The organism is Acinetobacter terrestris, assembly GCF_004331155.1.
GTDB classification, from domain to species: Bacteria; Pseudomonadota; Gammaproteobacteria; order Pseudomonadales; family Moraxellaceae; genus Acinetobacter; species Acinetobacter terrestris.
On record NZ_SJNZ01000003.1, the window covers coordinates 1 to 24,109 of the forward strand.

The 24,109-nt window shown below is 40.6% G+C and carries 24 protein-coding genes, 3 tRNA genes and 1 pseudogene; 16 read left to right on the forward strand and 12 right to left on the reverse strand.

Annotated elements, in window-relative coordinates; genetic code table 11:
• Positions 1-219: 219 nt before the first annotated feature.
• Positions 220-894, forward strand: a complete 675-nt coding sequence (locus tag E0H81_RS02310) for a hypothetical protein (protein ID WP_165492575.1) — start codon at positions 220-222, stop codon at positions 892-894.
• A 198-nt stretch (positions 895-1,092) separates the two neighbouring features.
• Here the strand turns inward: E0H81_RS02310 and E0H81_RS02315 are convergent, their stop codons facing one another.
• Positions 1,093-2,274 (reverse strand): trypsin-like peptidase domain-containing protein, encoded by a 1,182-nt coding sequence (locus E0H81_RS02315; protein WP_131316214.1) that lies wholly within the window; start codon positions 2,272-2,274, stop codon positions 1,093-1,095.
• 171 nt (positions 2,275-2,445) lie between these two features.
• Here E0H81_RS02315 and E0H81_RS02320 point away from each other — a divergent pair, with 171 nt between their 5' ends.
• The 7 genes from E0H81_RS02320 to E0H81_RS02350 all read left to right on the forward strand — a co-directional run bounded on the left by E0H81_RS02320 (position 2,446) and on the right by E0H81_RS02350 (position 5,749).
• A complete protein-coding gene (locus tag E0H81_RS02320; protein ID WP_131316216.1) occupies positions 2,446-3,204 on the forward strand; it encodes a Nif3-like dinuclear metal center hexameric protein in 759 nt (252 codons plus the stop codon).
• Between the two features lie 420 nt (positions 3,205-3,624).
• The gene (locus E0H81_RS02325; protein WP_131316218.1) at positions 3,625-4,251 is read left to right on the forward strand and encodes a superoxide dismutase SodB; all 627 of its coding nucleotides are present in this window, start codon (positions 3,625-3,627) and stop codon (positions 4,249-4,251) included.
• 157 nt (positions 4,252-4,408) lie between these two features.
• Positions 4,409-4,484: transfer RNA gene (locus E0H81_RS02330), tRNA-Asn, on the forward strand.
• A 5-nt stretch (positions 4,485-4,489) separates the two neighbouring features.
• Positions 4,490-4,565: transfer RNA gene (locus E0H81_RS02335), tRNA-Asn, on the forward strand.
• Between the two features lie 254 nt (positions 4,566-4,819).
• Entirely contained in the window at positions 4,820-5,071 is a 252-nt protein-coding gene (locus E0H81_RS02340; protein ID WP_228139732.1) for a hypothetical protein, read from the forward strand.
• A gap of 103 nt (positions 5,072-5,174) precedes the next feature.
• Positions 5,175-5,250, forward strand: a tRNA-Asn gene (locus E0H81_RS02345).
• A gap of 55 nt (positions 5,251-5,305) precedes the next feature.
• Positions 5,306-5,749, forward strand: coding sequence for a DUF2726 domain-containing protein (locus tag E0H81_RS02350; protein WP_131316220.1), 444 nt, complete (start codon positions 5,306-5,308; stop codon positions 5,747-5,749).
• Between the two features lie 8 nt (positions 5,750-5,757).
• On the opposite strand, the pseudogene E0H81_RS16065 reads toward E0H81_RS02350, so the two are convergent.
• The 5 genes and pseudogenes from E0H81_RS16065 to glnA form a co-directional block, all read right to left on the reverse strand.
• A pseudogene (locus tag E0H81_RS16065) lies at positions 5,758-5,874 on the reverse strand (ABC transporter permease); the annotation flags it as partial.
• A 189-nt stretch (positions 5,875-6,063) separates the two neighbouring features.
• The gene (gene ubiA / locus E0H81_RS02355) at positions 6,064-6,942 is read right to left on the reverse strand and encodes a 4-hydroxybenzoate octaprenyltransferase (RefSeq protein WP_131316222.1); all 879 of its coding nucleotides are present in this window, start codon (positions 6,940-6,942) and stop codon (positions 6,064-6,066) included.
• A gap of 33 nt (positions 6,943-6,975) precedes the next feature.
• The gene (locus E0H81_RS02360; RefSeq protein WP_131316225.1) at positions 6,976-7,476 is read right to left on the reverse strand and encodes a chorismate--pyruvate lyase family protein; all 501 of its coding nucleotides are present in this window, start codon (positions 7,474-7,476) and stop codon (positions 6,976-6,978) included.
• Between the two features lie 113 nt (positions 7,477-7,589).
• On the reverse strand, positions 7,590-7,865 hold the full coding sequence (locus E0H81_RS02365) for a hypothetical protein (protein ID WP_131316227.1): 276 nt from the start codon (positions 7,863-7,865) through the stop codon (positions 7,590-7,592).
• Between the two features lie 88 nt (positions 7,866-7,953).
• Positions 7,954-9,369 carry a type I glutamate--ammonia ligase gene (gene glnA, locus E0H81_RS02370; protein WP_171458561.1) on the reverse strand — a complete coding sequence of 472 codons (1,416 nt, stop codon included), beginning with the start codon at positions 9,367-9,369 and terminating at the stop codon, positions 7,954-7,956.
• Positions 9,370-10,332: 963 nt separating this feature from the next.
• Between glnA and E0H81_RS02375 the strand changes: the two genes are divergently transcribed.
• The 6 genes from E0H81_RS02375 (at position 10,333) to E0H81_RS02400 (ending at position 14,602) form a co-directional block, all read left to right on the forward strand.
• Positions 10,333-10,917 carry an anthranilate synthase component II gene (locus E0H81_RS02375; RefSeq protein WP_131316230.1) on the forward strand — a complete coding sequence of 195 codons (585 nt, stop codon included), beginning with the start codon at positions 10,333-10,335 and terminating at the stop codon, positions 10,915-10,917.
• Between the two features lie 8 nt (positions 10,918-10,925).
• Positions 10,926-11,972: an anthranilate phosphoribosyltransferase gene (trpD, locus tag E0H81_RS02380; protein WP_131316232.1), complete on the forward strand. Its 1,047-nt coding sequence runs from the start codon at positions 10,926-10,928 to the stop codon at positions 11,970-11,972.
• Positions 11,973-11,993: 21 nt separating this feature from the next.
• A complete protein-coding gene (gene trpC / locus E0H81_RS02385; RefSeq protein ID WP_131316234.1) occupies positions 11,994-12,800 on the forward strand; it encodes an indole-3-glycerol phosphate synthase TrpC in 807 nt (268 codons plus the stop codon).
• A gap of 15 nt (positions 12,801-12,815) precedes the next feature.
• Positions 12,816-13,502, forward strand: a complete 687-nt coding sequence (locus E0H81_RS02390) for a Smr/MutS family protein (RefSeq protein WP_131316236.1) — start codon at positions 12,816-12,818, stop codon at positions 13,500-13,502.
• Between the two features lie 94 nt (positions 13,503-13,596).
• Positions 13,597-14,145: a GTP cyclohydrolase I FolE gene (folE, locus tag E0H81_RS02395; protein ID WP_171458472.1), complete on the forward strand. Its 549-nt coding sequence runs from the start codon at positions 13,597-13,599 to the stop codon at positions 14,143-14,145.
• 97 nt (positions 14,146-14,242) lie between these two features.
• Positions 14,243-14,602, forward strand: a complete 360-nt coding sequence (locus E0H81_RS02400; protein ID WP_131316238.1) for a cupin domain-containing protein — start codon at positions 14,243-14,245, stop codon at positions 14,600-14,602.
• A gap of 85 nt (positions 14,603-14,687) precedes the next feature.
• Here E0H81_RS02400 and E0H81_RS16070 read toward each other — a convergent pair whose 3' ends face one another.
• The 6 genes from E0H81_RS16070 to hemE all read right to left on the reverse strand — a co-directional run bounded on the left by E0H81_RS16070 (position 14,688) and on the right by hemE (position 21,596).
• Entirely contained in the window at positions 14,688-15,095 is a 408-nt protein-coding gene (locus E0H81_RS16070) for a hypothetical protein (protein WP_131316240.1), read from the reverse strand.
• A gap of 467 nt (positions 15,096-15,562) precedes the next feature.
• Positions 15,563-16,966: a diguanylate cyclase gene (locus tag E0H81_RS02410; RefSeq protein WP_131316242.1), complete on the reverse strand. Its 1,404-nt coding sequence runs from the start codon at positions 16,964-16,966 to the stop codon at positions 15,563-15,565.
• A gap of 142 nt (positions 16,967-17,108) precedes the next feature.
• On the reverse strand, positions 17,109-18,995 hold the full coding sequence (locus E0H81_RS02415) for an Lnb N-terminal periplasmic domain-containing protein (protein WP_131316244.1): 1,887 nt from the start codon (positions 18,993-18,995) through the stop codon (positions 17,109-17,111).
• A gap of 76 nt (positions 18,996-19,071) precedes the next feature.
• Positions 19,072-19,542: a DUF3015 family protein gene (locus E0H81_RS02420; RefSeq protein ID WP_131316246.1), complete on the reverse strand. Its 471-nt coding sequence runs from the start codon at positions 19,540-19,542 to the stop codon at positions 19,072-19,074.
• Between the two features lie 143 nt (positions 19,543-19,685).
• A complete protein-coding gene (locus E0H81_RS02425; RefSeq protein ID WP_171458563.1) occupies positions 19,686-20,486 on the reverse strand; it encodes a DUF817 domain-containing protein in 801 nt (266 codons plus the stop codon).
• A 39-nt stretch (positions 20,487-20,525) separates the two neighbouring features.
• On the reverse strand, positions 20,526-21,596 hold the full coding sequence (gene hemE / locus E0H81_RS02430; RefSeq protein WP_131316250.1) for a uroporphyrinogen decarboxylase: 1,071 nt from the start codon (positions 21,594-21,596) through the stop codon (positions 20,526-20,528).
• Positions 21,597-21,799: 203 nt separating this feature from the next.
• Here hemE and E0H81_RS02435 point away from each other — a divergent pair, with 203 nt between their 5' ends.
• Positions 21,800-23,032, forward strand: coding sequence for a L,D-transpeptidase family protein (locus tag E0H81_RS02435; protein WP_131316252.1), 1,233 nt, complete (start codon positions 21,800-21,802; stop codon positions 23,030-23,032).
• 232 nt (positions 23,033-23,264) lie between these two features.
• Entirely contained in the window at positions 23,265-23,963 is a 699-nt protein-coding gene (locus tag E0H81_RS02440) for a pirin family protein (RefSeq protein WP_131316254.1), read from the forward strand.
• Positions 23,964-24,109 lie beyond the last annotated feature (146 nt).

Consider the following 24,109-nt stretch of genomic DNA (forward strand, 5'->3'; position numbering starts at 1 on the left):
GGTTTGGAACAGGTGTTCCTGCTTCAGCTTGTTTCAAAATACTCATAATTAAGCTGTCTGAATATTTAGATATTTTCATAGAAAATCTCCTTAAATCAAGGGTATTCGATTTTCTACTTTTAAGTCCAATTATTTGCGGGGGGCATTACCGGAGGGACATTAGTTCACACGGATAAGGGCTTGGTAAAGATTAGTGATATTAAAGTCGGGGATCTGGTCTTGTCTAAAGACCAGAATAACCATGAAGGTGAACTGGTTTATAAACCCGTTTTAAGAACAATTGTGACTGAAAATGTCCCAGTCTATTTTTCAAGATTCACGCCAAGTTTTGTAGACTCATTGCGTTTCAGTGAAAGACGTAATCCAAAGCTTTATGTCAATATGCTATGTACTGACAACCATCCATTATGGGTAAAAGATAAAGGATGGTTAGCTGCTAATGAATTAGAACCTAAGGACTATATATTACTAAAAGACGGCACGCATGCTTATTTTAGAGGAGGAATGTCGGAAAATCGTAAAATTGATGTTGTATTTAGAACTGATCAAAAAGATACCGGTTACATTCCTGATTTTAACAGTGATACAAATAGTGGTTGTTTCATTAATTTAGAAACTGGGGAGTTTTTAAATTATGGTAGCTATGATCCAGTCTTTAGAAAATTATTTATTGAAGATTCAAATTGGCGTGAGAAATTATTAGCACAAACCCCGGTAGAACACCGTGATCATGCAGAATTTTATGGCTTTAGACATGGGTTTTGGCAAGAGGCTTCTGGCATAGAGTGGGCTGAAGGTGAAGGTCCTGTTACCACTACGGTATATAATATTGAAGTTGCTGATACTCATACTTTCTTTGTAAGTGAACAAGGGGTATGGATAAAGGCAGAATGAAACATCACTTAAATTAATCCGCAAATATTCAATAAAGAATTCAACAATAAAACCAACATAAATAATTGAAGTTATATGTATTTTTAAATCCATAAAAATAAAGCCCCTCCAAAAATCAACACGTTTTCAGAGGGGCTTGATCTAAATGCGCTTTTTCCTTATTTATCCTATCTCAACATTGGATGGATAAAGATTGTTTTATTGCTGAGGTAAAGGGATATATTGCGAAGCATTATTCTGTGCCTTACGCTCACTCACCACTACATTCAGGGTTAATGGTTTATCATTTCGAACCACTTCAATTTTGACGGTGCTATTTGGGGCTTGCAAAGCAACATAATTAATCAAGTGTGAAGCAGAGGTAATCGGCTCGCCATTGACCTGAATAATCTTGTCGCCTTTTTGAATTCCCGCCTTAGCTGCAGGACCTTGAGGAAGCACATCTGCCACCACAACACCCGTTTGCTTAGGTTCAAGAATGTTTTCCTGTTGCACCGGCATCAGGCTGATTCCCAACCAGCCACGAACCACGCGACCATCTTTCAAAATTGAATTCAGGATTTGCTGACAGACTTTCGCAGGAATGGCAAAACCAATACCTAGCGATCCTCCAGATTGAGAGAAAATAGCCGTGTTCACACCAATCAAATTACCCGCAACATCAATCAGTGCACCACCCGAATTACCTGGATTAATCGCAGCATCGGTTTGAATAAAGTCCTCATAGGTATTGATGCCTAAGTCTGAACGATTGGTCGCAGAAATGATCCCCTGAGTCACGGTTTGCCCCACACCAAACGGATTACCAATGGCAAGAACCACATCTCCTACTTCATTACCACTCAGTTTAAATGGCAAAACAGGAAGCTTGTCGAGTTCAATCTTAATCACGGCAAGATCTGAATCTGGATCTGTGCCAATAATTTTTGCGACAGCGCGACGCCCGTCATTTAATCCAACCACAATTTGATCAGCCTGCGCAATCACATGATTGTTGGTCAGGATATAACCATCCGCACGAACAATAACACCCGAGCCCAGGCTATTTTCATTTTGTTCCTGACCGAATTGATCCGGTACCTGATCACCAAAAAACTCACGAAATGCAGGATCATTTAACAAAGGATGTTCAGTTTGCTTCACTTTTTGTGTGGTGAAAATATTCACCACCGCAGGCGCAGCAACTTTAACAGCAGCATTGTAAGAATCAACACCGCCTGTTCTTGAGGTACTGACTAAAGGCTCTACTTTTTCTACCGGCATTTTTACGCCATCAGCCGCAACAGGTGCTTTAGGCTGCTGGTATTGTTGCCATGCAAGAAAACCGAGCGTGACCAAAATGAGTAAAATCCAAGGTAACCATGTAAATGTGCGACGCACGTTAATTTCCTCTAACAATATTTTAATTCGTTGATGACTAAGTAATTTATGCGCCATTGTAAAATGAAATACAGCAGGAAACATAAAAATAGCGCAAGAGTTTTGTCATGCTTTAGTTACAATTCAAAATGTGTTTTGATGATGTTAAATATTTAGGCTTTTGAGAAATTTATGGCAAAGCTCAATGAAATTATTCAGTGGTGCAACCAAACCCTGAAATCACACGAATTTAAAGACTATGCACCAAATGGTCTGCAAATTGAAGGTAAACCTGATGTAAATAAAATATTGTGTGCGGTAACTGCATCGCAAGATGCAATTGAAGCTGCGATTGAACAAGGTGCAGATTTGCTGCTGGTCCATCACGGCTACTTCTGGAAAGGCGAACCCTACCCGATTACCGGCATGCGCGGTAAACGCATCAAAAGCCTCATTCAGCATGATATTTCACTGGTCGGTTATCATTTACCTTTAGATAGTCACCCGACTTTAGGTAATAATGCAGCGATTGCAGATATTTTAGCCTTAGAAAATATTGAAGCCTTAGATCCAGGCGAACGCAACCCGATTGGTAATATTGGTTATTTAAAACAGCCTGTGTCTGCTGAAGAGTTTAAGTTGTATGTGTCGCAGCGTTTAGATTTTAATGCCATTCATCTTCCTGCTGCTAAAACTTCAATCCAAAAAATCGGTTTCTGTACTGGTGGTGCACAAGATTATATTGGCAAAGCAGCGGAGCAAAATTGTGATGCTTATATTTCTGGTGAAGTCAGTGAGCGTACCTATTATGAAGCCAAAGAATTGAATGTGCATTATTACGCGTGCGGACATCATGCAACCGAGCGTTATGGCGTACAACGCCTTGCAAAAGCTATTTCAGAACAGTTCGATATTGAGTATAGTTACTTCGAATTAAACAATCCGATTTAGGGTCTGTTTACATTTCATAAATGGCTTGCGCTGTAGGCTAAAATTGAGCAGATGAGGCATGAAACGAAGATAATAGCGTGACTATTTTCAAGTTTCATAACGAAATCTGAGATAATTTTAGCCACAGCCCTATGGGACGAGCATATTTTTTGCTGCTCCATCGTTACGAAGCAGTCATTTAGAGTGACTAAAAATCCTGCTCCGTGCCTCATATCAGCTAAAAAATATGCTTGTCGCAAACATAGATGAAGTGTCAACAAACCCTGATCTTAATTTAAAGGTTTGACATTTTCTTTATACGTATAAATTCAGGCTTTATTCTGTATTGTTATTTATAAGCAATGCGCAATTTAGGCAAAGAATCCATTACAATAAGGCCACTTAATGTCAAAACCCAGCAAAACGCAAGGAATTGAAAACATGACAACGATTACTTTACCGGCACTTCCATACGGTTACGAAGATCTTGCTCCACACATCAGCAAAGAAACTTTAGAATACCATCACGACAAACATCACAACACTTACGTTGTAAACTTGAATAACCTGATCAAAGGTACTGACCTTGAAGGTAAAACTTTAGAAGAAATCATTAAAGCTGTTGCTGGTGATACCTCTAAAGCGGGTGTTTTCAATAACGCTGCTCAAGTTTGGAACCATACATTCTACTGGAACTGTATGACTAAAAACGGTGGTGGTAAAGCGACTGGTGCTTTAGCTGCTAAAATTGATGAAGCTTTCGGTTCTTACGAAAAATTTGCTGAAGAATTTGCGGTTGCTGCAACAACTCAATTCGGTTCAGGCTGGGCTTGGTTGGTTGCTGACGAAGTAAATGGCAACTTATCTATTCTTAAAACTTCAAATGCTGATACTCCACTTGCTCACGGCAAAGTTGCAGTGTTGACAATTGACGTTTGGGAACATGCTTATTACATCGACTACCGTAATGCACGTCCTGCTTACATCAAAACTTTCCTAGAAAGCTTGGTAAACTGGGATTATGCAAATGCGAAATATGCTGGCCAAGAAGCTGGTGTTGAAAAATAAGATTTAAAATAAATTTTATTTACGCATAAAAAACCACCCTTTATGGGTGGTTTTTTTATTTTTAGGGCATATCTGCATAATTATAAGGCAAATGATTCATTTGTTTATATTTACGTGTTGACGGCTTAGCTTTTCATCCCTAAAATGCGCATCAGATTCTCCAATAGCTCAGTCGGTAGAGCGACGGACTGTTAATCCGCAGGTCCCTGGTTCGAGCCCAGGTTGGAGAGCCATCTATTCTTCCATAGCTCAGTTGGTAGAGCGACGGACTGTTAATCCGCAGGTCCCTGGTTCGAGCCCAGGTGGAAGAGCCAGATTCTAAAAAGCCCACTCATCATGAAGTGGGCTTTTTTTATCTGCCAAATTTCCATTTACTTCTTATGCGACAGATACTTTTAATCTGTTATCTTTCATCAGCACGCTTGATTTAAATCCTAGATCATTCCCCTATCTATTGTTCGCTTATTAAAATTTAGTTATGTTAATTCTAATAAAAATATTTTAATAAGCCGCTATGAATGCAACCTGGTTAAAATCTCTCATTTTTTGGATTATTTTGATTGTTGTCATGTTCGCAGTGTTTCAATGCAGTCAAAATTCTGAAAATAAAAAGCAGGCTTCCGCGCTCATGTATGAACGCTTATTTCATTGCACCCGTAATTTACCCCAAAAGAACCCAGAGGTTTTAAAACACATTCAACAACAGCTCAAGCCTGAGCTTACCCAAGCCGAGCTGATGCAATTGATCAACGAATGCCGTAAAGCACACCCCTTACAAAGTAAAGAAAATTATATAGACCTCATAAAATCACTTAAATAATAAGCAATAAGTTTATTTTTAAAACATTCAATTCATTTTCATGGTTTTTTTAAGCATAAGCCCTTGACCCCTTCAGCTTAGATACATAGAATGCGTATCAGATTCTCCAATAGCTCAGTCGGTAGAGCGACGGACTGTTAATCCGCAGGTCCCTGGTTCGAGCCCAGGTTGGAGAGCCAAATTCTAAAACCCACTCTACTTGAGTGGGTTTTTTCTTATCTGTAGATTCGTATCGTGTTTAATTCAAGTTCATCCACCTTTCTTGTGATTGGTATTATTGCCAGTCTTGCATTGATCATCCTGTGTGCTCAGCAATATTTCAAAACCAAAAAGAAGTTTTATCCCAAACGTGTCATTACGCCTTATGAATGCAGAATGTACGTTCGTTTAAAAGAAGCCTTTCCGCAATATCATGTCTTGGCACAAGTTGCCTTTAGTGCGCTAATTACCAGTCATAATCTTAAAATTCGCAATCAGTTCAATCGCAAAGTGACCGACTTCGTTTTACTCAATGAATCACTACAAGTTTTAGTAATTATTGAGTTAGATGACCCAACCCATTTATACAAAGTTGAAGAAGATAGATTTCGCGACCATATGCTGCATGAAGCGGGATATCGCGTATTACGCTACACTGAAATTCCAAATGTCAAACAACTGCATAAAGATATTCTTTAACAAGCTATTTATGAAAGTCTATTTCTAAATAGCCAAACCACTAAAGGTAGCGTAATCAACGCTAAAACAATCCGTGCAATGAAATCCAGTTTAATCTGAGAAAAACTCGCACTTTCCAAATACAGTTCACTATGCTTGTGATAGATGGGATAATTTGCACAACTACTTGTTTTGTTATTCGAATCTCATGCACCTTTTTTTTATTTTGCTGTATGTCCGCACCATGACATTTTAATCAAGCATAAAAAAGCATCTGGCTAAATATAATTTAGTAGATGCTTTTTATAAAATTCAACTTTCAGACCAGCTCATCATTAAAGCAGTGCAATAAAGATTCCAGCAAAAATAATCAGCCCCACCCAACGGTTATGACGAAATGCCCAAAAGCAGAGTTGCGGATTTCTGTTCCTGGTTTTTGTCCACTGATAAAGAAAGTCAGCCACCACCACAAGCAAAGCCATTAATCCAAAAGGTACAAGTAAAGCCTCTCGGAACAAAGCTGCACCTATCAGCAGCACACTTACTGCCTGTAATAGCGAGATGATTTCGATGTCATATTTTCCGAATAAAATCGCTGTTGATTTCACCCCGATTTTTAAATCGTATTCGCGGTCGGTTATGGCGTATTGCGTATCGTAGGCCACTGTCCAAGCCAAATTACCAAAGTATAAAAGCCAACAGGTCAGATCAGGGGTTTGCCCGACTGCGGTATAGGCCATCGGAATGGACCATGAAAATGCCGCACCTAAAAAAAGCTGAGGCAAGTTGGTATAGCGCTTCATAAAGGGATATATAAATGCTAAAAACAACGCTCCAAATGACCAGTAAAAGCTTTCTATCGGTAAGAAGAACAACAGGCAAGCACTAGCAGCAACCAGAATCAAAAACACCCAGATGGCTTCTATGGGCTTAATCACACCCGTCGCTAAAGGCCGATCTTTGGTTCTGGCAACCGCCCCATCTACTTTACGGTCTGCAAAGTCATTTATGGCACAGCCCGCTGCACGCATAAAAACCACACCCAAGATCATCAACAACAGTATTTTTAAGTCAGGAATGCCCTTGGTTGCAATCCACAATGCCCACATGGTTGGCCAAAACACCAACTCTGTGCCAATGGGCTTATCAAAACGACATAAATAGTAATACGCTGCTAAACGCTCACGCCATGTAGTTTGTTGCGCAGTGTCCATGACTGTCCCTTAACCCGATTTCTGTTAAATATTTTATTGTGAAGTATTTTGCTGAATAAATTGTTCAAATGCAGCTAAAAAAGTCTCTTGAACAATAAATTTACAACCATGCCAAGTATAGCAACTTTGCCGTGTCCAGCCATCTTCAAGCAGAATCACACGGCGCTCGCAATGTGGATTGGTGCGTTGAAACAAGAACCAGCCAATCGGCTTTTTACCAATATGCTGAAAGATCCGTGCACGGGATTGCAGGCTTAAAATCGGAAAGATACTTTTTGCTTTGACCCAAGGCTGCGCTTCACAGCCGTATAAATAGCTTTCACGCACCCATGAGGTATGCTGATGCGGCATATTCATCCACTGGCTGTCTGCAAAGCTTAAACGCAAAAAATGCTCCTGGATGGGCTGTACTTTAAATTCTCCATCCGCTAAATCTGTCAGTTGCTGCGTGAGTGAACCCGATGCATACAGCCATTCACGTAATTCAGCAGGAATCTGTTTATCCTGTCGTTTACATGCTCGCTTGTTTTGCATACGTCCCCTGCTCGTTTAAGTTGATCAATTTTAATCTCATACATACATCATGTGGGCAATAACCGAGTTAACTCAGCCATCACCCTTTCCCCATCATATCCAATCAAATGCGATTAACAGTTATCTGTTTTGGCAATCACTTCATATTTGCCTTGCGGGGTTTTAATCAAAATAAAACCTTCAGCACTCAAATAAAAACTTTGTGGATAGTCAAAATCGAGTGCCATTTCTGGATTTTTTAATGCCACAAATTCAGCTTGTTTATAGCCTTCCACAGTGCGTCCAACTTCTACATAGGTCACGGCAGAAAAATTCATTTTAAAGCCTTTGTCATGATCTTTAGGATCAATCCATGGATAAAAACTGGTGTGTTTTTTACGTTGCGCCATAATATTTACAATAATGAGTTTCAAAAACAATGATACAAAAAAAACCCGCTACATGAGCGGGTTTTTAAAGCTTAAATTCGCGTACGAATTATAGGCTGTAGTACATGTCAAACTCAACTGGGTGAGTAGTCGTGTTAAGACGACGTACTTCTTCAGTTTTAAGTTCGATATAGGCATTAAGCATTTCTTTAGTGAACACGCCACCTTTTAACAAGTAGTCATGATCAGCTTCAAGTGCTTCAAGCGCCATTTCTAGGTTATGAGCAACTGTTGGGATTTTCGCTTCTTCTTCAGGAGGAAGATCATACAAGTTTTTATCAGCAGCTTCACCTGGGTGGATCTTGTTTTGAATACCGTCAAGACCAGCCATCAATAATGCTGCAAAACCTAAGTACGGGTTCATCATTGGATCTGGGAAACGTGCTTCAATACGCTTGCCTTTAGGGCTAGAAACGTAAGGAATACGAATCGAAGCTGAACGGTTACGTGCTGAGTAAGCAAGCATAATCGGCGCTTCATAATGCGGAACCAAACGCTTGTACGAGTTTGTAGAAGGGTTTGTGATTGCATTCAATGAACGAGCATGTTTGATCACACCGCCAATGAAGTAAAGCGCCATTTCTGACAAGCCTGCATATTCATCACCAGCAAACAGGTTCTTGCCATCTTTAGAGATAGACATGTGAACGTGCATACCAGAACCATTATCGCCAACCATTGGTTTAGGCATAAAGGTTGCAGTTTTTGCATATTGGTGCGCAACGTTCCAAACCGCATATTTGAACTGTTGAACTTCGTCCGCTTTACGAACCATGGTATTGAAGCTCACACCAATTTCTAACTGGCAAGATGCAACTTCGTGGTGATGTACTTCTACACGGCCAGGGCCCATGATGTCTTCGATTTTCGCACACATTTCTGCACGCATATCATGTGAAGAATCTACAGGAGGAACTGGGAAGTAACCACCTTTAACACGTGGACGGTGACCAGAGTTACCGCCTTCGTAGTCTTTGTTTGTAGACCAAGCAGCTTCTTCGGCGATTAATGTATGGCGCGCGCCAGACATATCGATTTCCCATTTTACTTCGTCAAAAACGAAGAATTCTGGTTCCGGGCCGAAGAATGCAGTATCACCAATACCCGTAGATTTTAAATATTCTTCTGCACGGCGAGCAATTGAACGTGGGTCACGGTCGTAACCTTGGCCAGTTGAAGGCTCAATCACGTCACAAGTGACAACAACCGTTGCTTCAGCAAAGAACGGGTCAAGGAAGCATGTTGCAGCATCTGGACGTAAAATCATGTCAGATGCTTCGATGCCTTTCCAACCGGCGATTGAAGAACCATCAAACATTTTACCGTCTTCAAATGTATCTTCGTCAATCGTATCTGCTGGGTAAGTTACATGTTGCTCTTTACCCTTAGTATCAGTAAAGCGAAAATCGACCCATTTTGCGCCACTTTCTTGGATGAGTTGAAGGACCTTGTTCGCCATGCTCATTGTGCTCCGATGATTTTTTGTTGCACCTGCTAAGTGCGTGTTAGTAGTTGGCAGTTATTAAGCAAATCTCATACCAACTTTAAAAAATAAAGATAAAATATTGAATTCTTTATCAGAATAGAAGATTTAGATACTTTAGTTTGAGACTATTATACTGTGTGTAAATGTAAATGCACCATATTCAAACACTCTTCATTACTTTTGCTTAAAAAGCCATTTTCATTGTATCAAAATGGTGCGAATTTATTTTTATTAAATAGTAAATGATCTTTTTTTCTCATTATTTGGCTTAATAATCATCACCTGCGATTAAAATAAATACTTAAAAATAAATTTTCAACCATGTTGATGATTTTAATGCTTAATATTTCAACTATTGAATTTTAACCGCTCTTATAAATTTAAATTTTAGGTACTGTTATCTCATTATTTTTTCATCATTTTATAATTTACCCAATTTAACCCGCAGATTTTTTCAGTAATTGGATAAAGAAAGACCTTGCGCCATTTTGGTGATAATTGCGAAATATTATTTCCTGCTTTTAATGCTCCTTTATGAAGCTCAGCTTCAACTAATCCAATATGAATGTAATTATACTTACTTATAGTTAGCCTATTACTTAAATTCAACTTTCTCAACTCATTCATTACTTTTAAATCTAAATAAAGCCTTCATATTATTTAAAGTTGCTTTCAAGCATTGAAATAAATATCGATGAATTTGATTCAATATAAAGTGTAAATAAATCAGCTTATTCTCATCCTGCGATTCCTCTAAAATCATTATCATAGAAATAGTTCAGCAGAAAATGCTTATTTTTTGCTATGATTATTCGCACTCCATTTTTGACTTGTTTTACTTAGCCTGCTTTATATCAAGCAAGTCAGTAAAAACAGCAATCATGTGAGTATTCCTGGACTATTCGAGCACATTTAAGTGCGTAATTTTCAATAGGTTAGCTCATGCTTTTAATGATCGACAATTATGACTCTTTTACCTATAACATCGTCCAATATTTTGGCGAGTTAAATCAAGAGGTAAAAGTAGTCCGTAATGATGCCGTGACATTGGAAGATATCGAGCGATGGCAACCCAAGTATTTGGTGATTGGCCCTGGCCCGTGTTCACCAAGTGAAGCAGGAATTTCGATTCCCGCGATTCAGCACTTTGCCGGCAAAATTCCATTGCTTGGCGTGTGTTTAGGTCATCAAGCTATTGGCCAGGCTTTTGGTGGGAATATTATTCGCGCAAAGAACGTCATGCACGGTCGTTTGTCCGATATGTATCACAGCAACCAAGGGATTTTTAGCGATCTACCCTCTCCATTTTCGGCAACGCGATATCATTCACTGGTGATTGATCAGGCGACCGTACCCGATTGTTTGGAAGTCACCTGCTGGACCAATGAAGCCGATGGCAGCATGGAAGAAATTATGGGTGTAAAACATAAGACATTGGCCGTCGAGGGCGTGCAGTTCCACCCTGAATCAATTTTGAGCCAGCATGGTCATCAAATCTTCCAGAACTTTTTAGAAATTTATGCATAGTGAACACAATGAATATTCAACAAGCTTTAAATAACATTACCAAACAGATTCACCTGACTCAGCCGCAAATGGAAGATGTGATGCGCAGCATCATGTCCGGTGAAGCAACCGATGCGCAAATCGGGGCGCTAATGATGGGCTTGCGTTTAAAAGGCGAAAGCATTGACGAAATTACTGCTGCTGCACGTGTAATGCGTGAATTTGCGATTAAAATTGATGTCAGCGATATTCCACATCTGGTCGATATCGTCGGTACCGGCGGTGACGGTCAAAACCTGTTTAATGTCTCTACGGCATCCAGTTTTGTGATTGCTGCTGCCGGTGCAACCATTGCCAAGCACGGTAACCGTGGTGTGTCTTCAAAATCAGGTTCATCTGACTTGCTGGAAAAAGCCGGCATTAACCTGAACCTGAATATGCAGCAAACTGAACGTTGTATTCGTGAAATGGGGGTCGGTTTCCTGTTTGCACCAAATCATCACAAGGCCATGAAATATGCAATCGGTCCACGTCGTGAATTGGGTATTCGCAGTATTTTCAACTTGCTTGGCCCATTAACTAATCCGGCTGGAGTACAGCGTTTTGTACTGGGTGTATTCTCGAATGAACTGTGCCGCCCGATTGCCGAAGTGATGAAACAACTCGGTGCTGAGCATGTGATGGTGGTGCATTCCAAAGATGGTCTAGATGAAATCAGCCTGGCATCTTCAACCTATGTCGCTGAACTCAAAAATGGCGAAATCACGGAATGGATGATTAACCCTGAAGATGTCGACATTGAATCACAGACTTTGACCGGTTTAATGGTTGAAGATTCCACTGAAAGCCTGGCTTTAATTAAAGATGCTTTGGGCAAGAAAAAATCGGCTAAAGGTGAAAAAGCGGCCAACATGATTGCACTCAATGCAGGTGCAGGCATTTATGTATCCGGTTTAACCACCAGCTATAAGCAAGGCGTGGCACTGGCACATGACATTATTTACGGTGGACAAGCTTTAGAAAAAATGAGCGTTTTGTCTGAATTCACCAAAACCCTCAAAGAATACGAAGCTTAAGGCTATAAAGGAAATATTGTCATGCTCGATATCGCAAATACGATTTTAGGTAAAATTGTTGACCGTAAACAGGTAGAATTTGCTGCGCGTTTAAAACAACATAGCTTAAAGGATGTTGAAGAACTCGCGCAGGTAGCAACACCTGTACGTGGCTTTGCCCAAAGCCTGTTAGGCAAACGTCCGGGAGTGATTGCTGAAATTAAAAAAGCATCTCCTTCTAAAGGCGTGATTCGTGAAAATTTTAATCCAGCTGAAATTGCACAGCAATATGAGCAAGCGGGTGCCGCCTGTTTATCGGTACTGACGGATGTAGACTTTTTCCAGGGTGCAGATGAAAATATCGCCATTGCTCGTTCACACTGTGCCCTTCCTGCGCTGCGTAAGGATTTCTTGATCGATCCTTATGGTGTAATTGAAGCACGTGCCTTGCATGCCGACTGTATTCTTCTGATTGTGGCGTGCCTGTCTGACCAGCAACTGGAAGAAATGTCAAAAACTGCTTTTGAACACAATTTAGATGTACTAGTTGAAGTGCATGATGAACATGAGCTTGAACGTGCACTTCGACTTTCAGAGCGTTGCCTGTTAGGCGTGAATAACCGTAATTTAAAAACCTTTGATGTCGATTTAAACACATCACTACGCTTGAAAAAATTGCTTGAGCCTTCACGTTTATTGGTAACTGAAAGTGGTATTGCCACCCCAAATGATGTCCACATGATGCAAGAGCATGACATTCATGCCTTCCTTGTGGGTGAAAGTTTTATGAAACAGCCTCGTCCAGATCATGCATTTACTGCATTATTTGGTCAGCCTGAAACTGTTTAATGAATAATTAAGATTATGAGTAAACATGATTCTTCGCTTTCTAAAGGTCAGTTCGACTTACTGAAAGCCTTTAAAAAGCAAATCACCAATCCGCATTCGACTGCCCTTGCCAAACAGCCTGAGCCTAAAGCTCCCGCCCAGCAAGAACCGGAAGATGATTTCGACTTGTTCCAGAAATCCATGCAAGGTGTCAAAAAAATGGACACCAGCAATATTGCAAAGATTAAAAAGGACAAGAAGAAAAAAATTGATGCGCAAACTCTAGCAAAACGTGCAGCAGCCACTGGTCCGATGCAAACCGACAATGCAGAGCTTTCAGATACACAAGCCATGCTGAATCCTGTTGCCAGTCAAGCCACATTAAGCTACCGCATCGGCACCCTGCAGCACAAAGTGTTTGAAGATTTAAAAGCCGGTAACCTGCGCTGGTTTGAAGCGGTGGATCTGCATGGTTGTACGGTTGAAGATGCGCGAGCTGCAGTGTTACAGATCATTCAGATGGCAAAAGATGAAAATCAAAATGTCATTAAGATTGTGCACGGCAAAGGGCCAGAAGCCATTTTAAAAACCTATGTGAATGGCTGGCTGCGTCAACACCGTGATGTTTTAGCCTTTGTCAGTGCGCCTGAAAAACAAGGTGGCACGGGTGCCGTTTTGGTTTTATTAAAACGCGCAGAAAAGAACCCTAAATTTAAACAGTAAGCGGAATTTTTCCTCAAAACAGGGCATTGTAGCGGTTTTCTGCTACAATGCCGTCCTTGTTCGATATCAGTGTAAGTGAACACGTCTTATGTCTATGCAGCAATCCTACACCAACATTCTGACTGCCGTTGGTGAAGATCTTAATCGTCCTGGTCTAAAAGATACGCCAATGCGTGCTGCTAAAGCTTTTTCGTATTTAACGTCTGGATATAGCAAAACCTTAGAAGAAGTGACCAATAATGCGGTCTTCCCTTCTGACAACCGTGAAATGGTTTTGGTCAAGAATATTGAATTCTATTCTTTATGCGAACATCACTTATTACCTTTCTACGGTCGTGTGCATATTGCTTATTTGCCGGAAGGTAATGTTTTAGGTTTATCCAAATTTGCCCGCATTACTGAAATGTTTGCGCGCCGTTTGCAAATCCAGGAAAATCTGACTCAGCAAATTGCTGAAGCTGTGGCTGAAGTGACTAAAGCACGTGGTGTTGCCGTAATGATTGATTCTGCACATATGTGTATGATGATGCGCGGTGTCGGCAAGCAGGAATCAACCACACGTACGGTTTCTTTTGTTGGAGATTTTAAAACCAATAAAGAAGAACGTCGTGAGTTTTTGAGTGCTTTACCAGAAAGCCTCTAAGATTCTTCAGATTTTGAAAAGCCCCGATTGTTCGGGGCTTTTTTATGTAGAATTTAACCTATTGTATTTATGAAACTTTTAATTTCAAGGAGGAATCATGTCATCGATTTGGTTAGCAGGCCACAGTTTAACTCAGAGTGAATCCACGATCGATTATCCCCGTCCCGATCGTCTGGTTGCAGGCAAGCCTAAACGTATAACCCAAAGTTTATATGAGCATCCCAATATGAACTGTGGCATCTGGACCTGTGAAGTGGGTACATGGAATATTCAATTTGCTGTCAATAAACAGGAATTCTTTCAGGTGATTGAAGGTCTGGTACGTTTACATGAAGCCAACACGCAGAGTTTTGTCGAAATTAAAGCGGGTGATGCTGGCATTATTCCACCCGGCTTTACTGGAAAATTTGAAGTGGTTGAAGCAGTTCGAAAATATTTTGTCGTGGTTGAAGTCTAAAATCTGTGTCTACAGGTTTCTTCTTTGGGACTTTCATAAAAATTCGTCACGCGACATATAAGTTGTCATTCATAAAAAATCACTATTAAAGTTTTAATTTTATCAAAAATAACCAATAACATAAGCCAGGAAATAGAGCCAGAAGAATGGTGGGTATATCGGTATAGATTTTCCACCATTCTTTAGAAAGCTCTCCGGTATGACTCCATCCAAAAACAATAAAAAATGGCATAGCAATAATGAGAGAACTTATACAAACGGTTAGCAAGTTGAGGATGCGATAATGATTTAAAAGAACTGAGATCATGAAGCTAAAAGGTACAGTCAAAATACAATAAGCCAAGTAAACAAGACCGTGCCCCGCAAAAACCACGAAAATCGAATATAGACTGTATTCATGATTCATTATAATAAACAGCAATGCTGTGAAAAAAAGTAAAGGTAAAGGAGCAAGTAATAGAGCTTTCACTATTTTTTCTTTTGTATATTGCACAAACTTAATTCTCTTATTTATTCGATAAGTATTAGTACTATAGCAACACTCAGATCGGAATTCATTTTTCAGGAAATGACATTGGCTGTGTCGCGAATGTTAAAAATGACATTGGTTGTGCCGTTGCCTAATGACATTATGGGCCGTAATGGTATCTAGCTTACTGGATTCAAATTACTGGAAATAACAACATCTGAGTCGCATAACGTAATTTTAAAGCAGTAGCGAACTCACTGGCTCACTAGATTTCATTACACCAATCATTCCTTCCGCTCGCCATCTGTCCCAGATGATTAGAGAAAAAAGTTATCTGCTTTTCTTAGGCTATTTACAACAGAACGATTTTGTCGGTGCAGATATAAATCGCATTTTTTAAAAACAGGATGCAGCCCATGCCCATCCCGAATATATGGCACAGAAACAGAGATTCAAAGCCTGGCTTCAGCAGTTGAATACCTAGTGCTTGATTAGCTCTGTACAGTCAAATCAATGTTTGAGTTTCTTAACTCGTTTTTAGCCAAATAAACACGATTTCGGCCACTATTCTTGGCTGCGTACAGTGCAGTATCTGCAGCATCTATAAAACGCTGATAGTCTGGATGGCCATCATACAGTGCACAGCCAATACTAACAGTAAAATTAAAGCTGCTGCCCGGTCGGGTGCCAATGGTGGTTTCCTGAATCCGGCTACGGATCTGTTCTGCAATCTCTTGTGCACGAATCAAATCGCTATCGACCAGCAATAATAAAAACTCTTCTCCACCCACACGGAAAGCATAATCACTGCCCTTAATGCAATCTAGCAATGCTTCACCAATAAACTGTAAAGCCGAATCACCTGCTGCATGCCCGAATTTATCATTAATCCGTTTAAAGTGATCTGCATCTATGGCCAGCAAAGACAACGGCACATTATTTTTACGCGAAAAATTAATTTCACGCGAAACAATGGTATTGAGATAGCGGCGATTGAGCAATTGAGTCAGTGAATCACTGCCCGAGTCGATATAGTCTGCCACCTGAAAAAGTTGATCGACCAGATGCTGAATCTCTCTATTCTTTTCACGAATATCCTGAATCAACCGGATGGATTCATCTTTTTCGGCAGCATTTAAAACCTGCTGACTCAGCGTATCAATCTGGTAAATACGATCAACAATGGCCTTAACCTGCTCCGACCCGGTAAATGCATAAGCGGCTTTATGGATAAACCATAAGCCAAATTCAGATTTTGACAACAAGGGATGAGTAAATTTCGGCTCATGGGAAAATACCTTGAACATCAGCTCATTTTCCCAGTTTAATAATGAGCTGCGCTGCTTGTCCTTTTGCGCAGCCACATCCTGCATCGCGGAAAATAAACGGTAGGTATGTTTTATATCATTATTTTTTTCCAGATTGACTTCATATGAGCGGCACATAATTTCTGATGCAAAGCCCAATATCTGTACGATATAAGAGATCATGCGCAAACTATTTTCTTGATCTTGTGCTGCCTGAAGTACAAAGACTTTTTTTTCAATTTCACCGATCCCCCGCATGATTAACCAGGATGGAATACCGATACGTGCATGGACTTTGCCGACCATTAACTGCTTTTGCACAATCGGTTCGAAGTTCTGATGCAGCGGTACCTGAAAGCAATCGATTAACCACTGATTTAACGTGGCTTTCAAGCGGCTTTGAACAATATCATCCGATAAAAAATATGAAGCTTCCTTTTCCTGCATCATATTTTTATAAAATTCATAAACCAGTGTCTGGGAATGCGCTTGAATAAATTGAAAAGTGTCATTTAAATCAGTTGTAGAATAACCATCACAAATCGATTTCCATTGCTCCGCCAGCATGGCAATACTCTCTGTATTCATATACTTGATTCCAACAACTTTAAAATTTAAGGGAGAAAATTACGTTATTAATATAACAAAAGATTACAAAAAATACTGTGTTAACTGATAGTTGTTTTATATAAATAATGAGCGAAAACCTACATTTATTAGATGATTTGCTCTAAAAGAAACGCACATATCCCAGACTGGTTTTCATCCAGTCTTTGCTGTCTTGTTGCTGATATTGCCAATCGAAACGAATGGCATTTTGCTGGTTTAATACATATTGCCACTGGGTATTCAGTTTCAATTGCCATTGCTGTGAGTCATGCCAATACGGTAATTCTACTTGTATTAAGCTATTGATTTTATCTGACCAGATATTTTGGCAGCCTATGGTGGGCCCCATTCCAACGCGCCAGCCATTCTCTAATGCCTTGCCGGCTTGAATATGGTTTTGCAGCTGCGCATAACATAAATGCTCACGTGCCTGATCGGCATAGCTATAGCCCATTTGTACTTTTAAATTGGCTACGCCATGTTGCTTGTGTTCACTAAACTGACCATCGTGCTCTAATGCTTCCTGTTGCCAGCCCAAGTTAAAACCCCAACTCAGTGGTGTTTTAAACGGTGTAATCGGGTTATAGGAATTGACTGTCATCAGATCAAATTGTTCGAATTTCAGCTCATCTTCACGGTACTGTATTGCAGTATTGAAAAATAACAGCTGTGTGCCGGTACGAAAACCGCTCTGGGGATCTATCAAGTCGTGATAGGCCTGCCGGTGATTAAGCTCGATAAATTTTTCACCCTGTATTTCCCCAGCCTGAATTGAAATATGCTGTGCGTTATGACTCTGGGTCGGATCTGTTTCTGGAGGTACTGGCGGTTTACGCTGCTTTTCTATATCAATTTGGCTTCTTAGGCCCAGTAACTGACGAAAACGGGGCTGGGCAAAAGATTTATCCACTTTTTGTCTAAGAAAATCCAGATATAAATGATCATAGGCCATTTCCAGAATTTTAGCCTGATCTTGCACCGAAAACTTCTGTAGCATTGAAGGCAGAGTATCTGTGTTTGCGTATGCCACCTGATGGGCAGTTTTAGCTAAAGTTTTGCCGTGCTGTCTAGCCTGCGCCAATAATTGTGTTTCCAGAGCAGGTCGATATATTTTGCTCTTGATCAGACCTTGCTGTTCAGCAACTTTCAGGGTTTCTATGGGAATAGCCGCAGCGTTGAACTGTTGCTGAAGATTCAGCTCGGGACGTGCCAGATCAAAAAGCCCGAGCAAACGGTAAGCACAGTTATCATTGATAAAATAATAAGGGAAACTGACTTTCTGCATTTCCCACAGATGCTGAACCAGAAACTGCGTTTCTTCCGGATTTAAATTCAGCTCATATTCCCATAAATCACGGCTTTCAAAGTCGCCATATTCCTTAACCTTACGATAATAAGGCATCAGGGAATATTCACCGAGATATTGTCCGGTTAGACCTTTCCAGGCAAAAGACCAGTTGTCATTACTATTTACTGTAGCGGCATAGTTGACTGCATAGGAAATCAGGTTTAACTGCTGCTGATCTTTTGGATCCAGACGCAATAAGGTATGACCAAACATCGAGCTGGGATTGCCCATGAAATCTGTGGCATAGATCAGGGTAGCTTTATAAGGTTTGACCTGACCGATCCACTGTTCAAACTCAGGGCAGCTCACGGCGGGTAATTGCTGTTCAGACAGGTTCAGTTGCTGCATCAGCCAGTGACTGCGTGCCGGAAATTTACACCGTATCGATTGATTCGGTTCTGCTGCCGTAAATAAAGCCTGTATATTCTGCTGCATTTCCTTTTTAAGGTCGATTGATCCGTGCTCGGCCAGAAAATAACCTGCATAGTCAACCTCGCTTTTACCTTGTGCATTGGCATACATGAGACGTTGCCAGGTACGCGCCTGATCCAGCTGTTTCGTCTCAGCCAGATCTAGATAGGTCTGGATGTCCGGCTTTATTTCGGTTGCATGACTTAAATGGGTACAGGTCAGACCAAGCAGTAAAAGGGCATATTTCATTCAGTAATCTTATTCTCTTTAATTCTTGTATTCATAAGAAAACCCTGCCGGGGTGACAGGGTTTTCAGACATGGGCTTAGATGTAAGCTTTTAATACATCATCTTTCGCCATAACAGTTTGTAGAGAGCTTAATACTTGAAGAGTATCCTGATTTTTATCAGAATAAATTTCAGAAAAATTCTGCTTGGATACCGCAAAGAAACGTGGTTTATCTTCAGCTTTGATATTGAGCAATTCAGCCAGCACATTCAGGCTTTCACCCTCACCTACCGACATGTCGCGCGCGAGAGTTTCGGAATTTTCATTGGTGAAAGTAACCACCTGAGCGGTGACTCTTCCGCCTTGACTACATCCTAAAGTACCAAAAGTAATCCCGATCCATTGGTTAGTGAAAAGAACGTTGGTTGTACCTGCCAGAAGTTTAGGAATGATACCGGACTGACCTTCCCATACTTGACTACCAATACCACAACCGACATCATTATCGGCCATGGCCATACCTGAACCTGTGACCAGTACAGCGGCCAGCATTATTTTTTTCAACATGCTTATTCTCCAATTATTCTCATGCAATCTTGTTATTACTCTAGTCATGTAATTTAAATTACACACTTAGCAGATTAGCGGGAAGTCAAGTGCGGTGCAATGGAAAAAATGTATGCTTTAGCTAACGATAAATACCTGCTGTTCTAATGATTTTTAAGCGTCCAGTTGCCTTCGGAATGTCGTGTGCCTAAAATTTTCAGCACCAGAACCAGACTCAGCAATAACAGTAGATACCAAGAACCCAGCTTGCCCCAACCGACCATATGCCAGGCATCGACCTGACTTGGATAGAGCCAGATTTTGTAAAAGGTACTGATGTTTTCTGCAATCCAAATGATGAACGCTAAAATTGCAAGCACAGGTAACATCGGGAGCTGGATTTGATGCTGTTGTAGCTGAAAGTGAATTTTAGTTTTCCAGAAAATGATGACACTCCAGGCAAACAGCAGAAAACGTATATCTGGAACAAAAAATTTACTCATAAAATTAATATAGGAGAGTACGGCCAAAACAATCATATTGGGAAAACTAGGCAGCTTCTCGAACGACACCTGATACAGCCTTAATGAGCGGGCAAAAAAACTCCCCACTGCCGAATACATAAATCCGGCGAATAATGGCACGGTCAATATTCTAAATACTGCGGGCTGTGGATACTGCCATGAAGCAATTTGCGGATGCGTCAGGAAAATTTCCATCACCATTGCCATGATATGAAACAAGGCAATGACTTTGGCTTCTGACCATGATTCCAGCTTTAAATACAGCAAGCAAACTTGGATAATGAGGGCATAAAACAACAAATAGTCATAGCGAAAAAAGCCATAAAACTCTTGGCTGCCCATAGAGGCGGTAAGTACAAAAGCAATCAGCAGTAAAATCCCAAATAAGGCAGCCGAAGCTGCCTTAAATGAGAACTCAAAACATGATTTAAAAAGACTGATCAAGGTTGAATCCTAAAAAATGAGTTTACTCACATGTACTTAAAGATATTTGGCGCTATATTCATGCACCGTATCAATAAATACTTTAGGATTCGCAGGATCGACCCATTGGGTAATACCATGACCTAAGTTGGCGATATAACCGGTCTTTTCACCGCCTGCATAAGCATCATCCAGCATGGCTTTGGTGGCTTTTGCAATGGATGCTGGTGTGCCATATAAAGTGGCTGGATCCAGGTTACCTTGCAAAGCAGCACGGCCATTGACCGTTTGACGGGCTACATTCAATGGTGTAGTCCAATCCAGACCTAAGGCGTCTGCACCCGTTGCCAGCATCGGCTCGATCCACTGACCGCCACCTTTGGTAAATAAAATCACCGGCACTTTACGGCCTTCATTTTCACGTTTTAAACCGGCAACAATTTTCTGCATGTAGTTTAATGAAAATTCGACATATTCACGGTGAGCAAGTGCCCCACCCCAACTGTCAAAAATCTGAATGGCTTGTGCACCGGCATCAATTTGCGCATTTAGATAATCAATCACGGCAATGGCCAATCGATCAAGCAAGGCATGTAATACTTCAGGTTGGGCATACATCATCTGTTTGGTATAACGGAAATCCTTGCTGGATCCCCCTTCAACCATATAGGTTGCAAGCGTCCACGGACTGCCGGAAAAACCAATCAATGGCACTTGACCGCCTAATGCCGAACGAATGGTGCTTACTGCATTCATCACATAATCTAAATCAGATTTGGCATTAAAGTTGGGTAAATTCGCGACATCTTGTTCGGTACGAATGGTTTTATGGAACTTTGGACCTTCACCTGCTTCAAAATACAGGCCTAGCCCCAAAGCATCCGGTACAGTTAAAATATCTGAAAATAGAATCGCGGCGTCCAAGTCATAACGACGCAAAGGTTGCAAAGTGACTTCGCATGCAAAATCATTATTTTTGCATAAGGAAAGGAAATCACCTGCCTTGGCACGTGTTGCGCGATATTCAGGCAAATAACGCCCGGCTTGACGCATCATCCAAACTGGTGTGGTATCTACCGGCTCACGCAATAAGGCCCGCAGAAAACGATCGTTTTTTAGCGTCGTCATTTACTTTCCCATCTCATTTTTAGTCTTCGAACCATCATAGCAAAAACCCAGAAAATTTAGTAACTTCTCTCGCATCTAAAAATCAATCATGGGAAATGTAAAATAATTTTTACACAAAACAACTACTGCATCTCCTCATTTTTTCTGCAATACTTGTGTAGTTTTATCAAATTGTTAATGAATATTTTTTAAGGTTGAATTCCATGTTCGTTCGCACATTACTCGCTATGAGTTTAAGTTGCATTTTTGCGGGTACAGCGTTTGCCGCATCTACTGCTGAACAGCCTTTAAATCCCCAAAAGATTGCTGATACTGCAGTTCAGGATCCGATTGATCCACTTGCAACCGAAGCGGCATCAAGCGCTCAAAGCACTGAAGCCCATATTACACAACAAGAACAGCGAGACTTGAATAAGGCATCGAAAACCTTAGAAGATCTTGAAAATAGTGAAGATGATAATGCTGCGATTGGCGTTTCACCGACCACAAAAACACCAAGCACCACCAATAACAGTGCTGCAGCAGCCAAAGCCTCATGGACATTAGATGGCATGAACCAGGCCCAATGGTATGAAAATATCGGTAAAGGCCAGTTCCCTGTCTATGCGCGTGCCCATGTCATGTTAAATAATGCCCATGCTTCACCGGGTGCGATTGACGGTTCAAGTGGTAAAAACACCCTGAAAGCGATTGCATCCTTCCAGCAAATCAGCGGTATTAAACCTACAGGAACTTTGACCCAGGAAACATGGGATGCTTTAGTTGCTAAACAAGGTTCTAAACCTGCATTTATTGAATACACCGTTACCGATGCTGACCTGAAAGGTCCTTATGCCGCATCTATTCCTCGCGATTATGCATTACAGGCAAAAATGAAAGGTCTGTATTACACGCGTGTCACCGAAATGTTGAGTGAAAAGTTTCATATGGATGAAGACTTTTTGAAAAAGTTAAATCCTAAAGCAACTTTCAAGAAAGCGGGTGAGAAAATCATTGTCGCCAACATCCGCAATGAAGTACCAGAAGATATTCATCTGATCGTTGCGCATAAAGGTGCCAAACAACTGTACTTGTTTAACAACCGCAACCAGATGATTGGTTCCTTCCCTGCCACCATTGGTAGCTCGGATACCCCATCTCCGACCGGGACTTATAAAGTCACTGGCGTAGCACCAAATCCTTGGTATAGCTATTCACCAAGCAATTTTGTGCAGGGTAAAAATACCAAACCGCTTTCACTGCCACCGGGTCCAAATGGTCCTGTTGGAAACATCTGGATTGGTTTAAGTAAAAAATCATTCGGTATTCACGGTACACCAAACCCGTCTGCAATTTCAAAAACTGCATCGCATGGTTGTATCCGTTTAACCAACTGGGATGCCAATGACTTAGGTAAAAAAGTGAAATCTGGCGTAACCGTTAAATTCCTAGAATAATCAAAGTAGTGATAATCAAAGAGCCTGCATTTATGTGGGCTTTTTTTTACAAAAAATAAAATGCCATTTATCTTTGAATTACCCATAATGTGATCCAGTCTACATATTATAAATATGAACAATAAAAATTCAATGTTGCATAAATAGAATGATATGTCGCTTTTATACTATTTTTATCAATTTTATAGCACGTTATTATTATGCTAATTTCAAATAATAAGGAGCATCAAAAATGAATGCTTTTTTACATCATGCTGAAAATCGAGGTCATGTTCAAGCTGGCTGGCTAGACACCAAACATAGTTTTTCTTTTGGGAGCTGGTATGACCCAAAATATATGGGAGTGAGTGTACTTCGCGTCATTAATGATGACACCATCGCTGCTCATCATGGGTTTGGCACCCATCCCCATGAAAACATGGAAATCCTAACCTGTGTACTTGATGGCACCATCTCACATAAAGACAGCATGGGCAATGAACGTCAGATTACTGCGGGTGAATGGCAACTCATGAGTGCAGGTACGGGAGTTCAACATAGCGAAATGAACAATGGCGATACCCCTGTGCATATGTTGCAAATTTGGATTCACCCGGATGTGCAAGATGCAGAACCCAATTATCAACAGATTCAGTGTAATCCGCATCAGCAGCCAAATCAGTGGCACTTAATTGTTGGACCAAATGACAATGCAGCGATGCATATTCGCCAACAGGCTGAAGTAAAAACTGCCGTCTTGAAAAAAGATCACCTGCTTGCTGTTGAAGCGACCCAGCAAGTCAATTATGTGCATGTCATTTCAGGTGCAATTCAGATTGAAGATCAAGTGGTGAAAGCAGGCGATGCGCTACTTTTTGCAGAAAATAATGAGATTAAGGCCTTAGAAGACAGCCAATTTATCTGGTTTGATTTACCCCAGGCGAAAAATTAACCCTATCTATTGATAATTCCCGACTTGAGATGATTATTGTCCAATAATCATCTCAACAGAGATTTAGACATTAAATATTAAAAATACATTTGACCGTCTATTCACGCTAAAAATTAGCGTTATATCTTTTTGAATCCACTTTTATA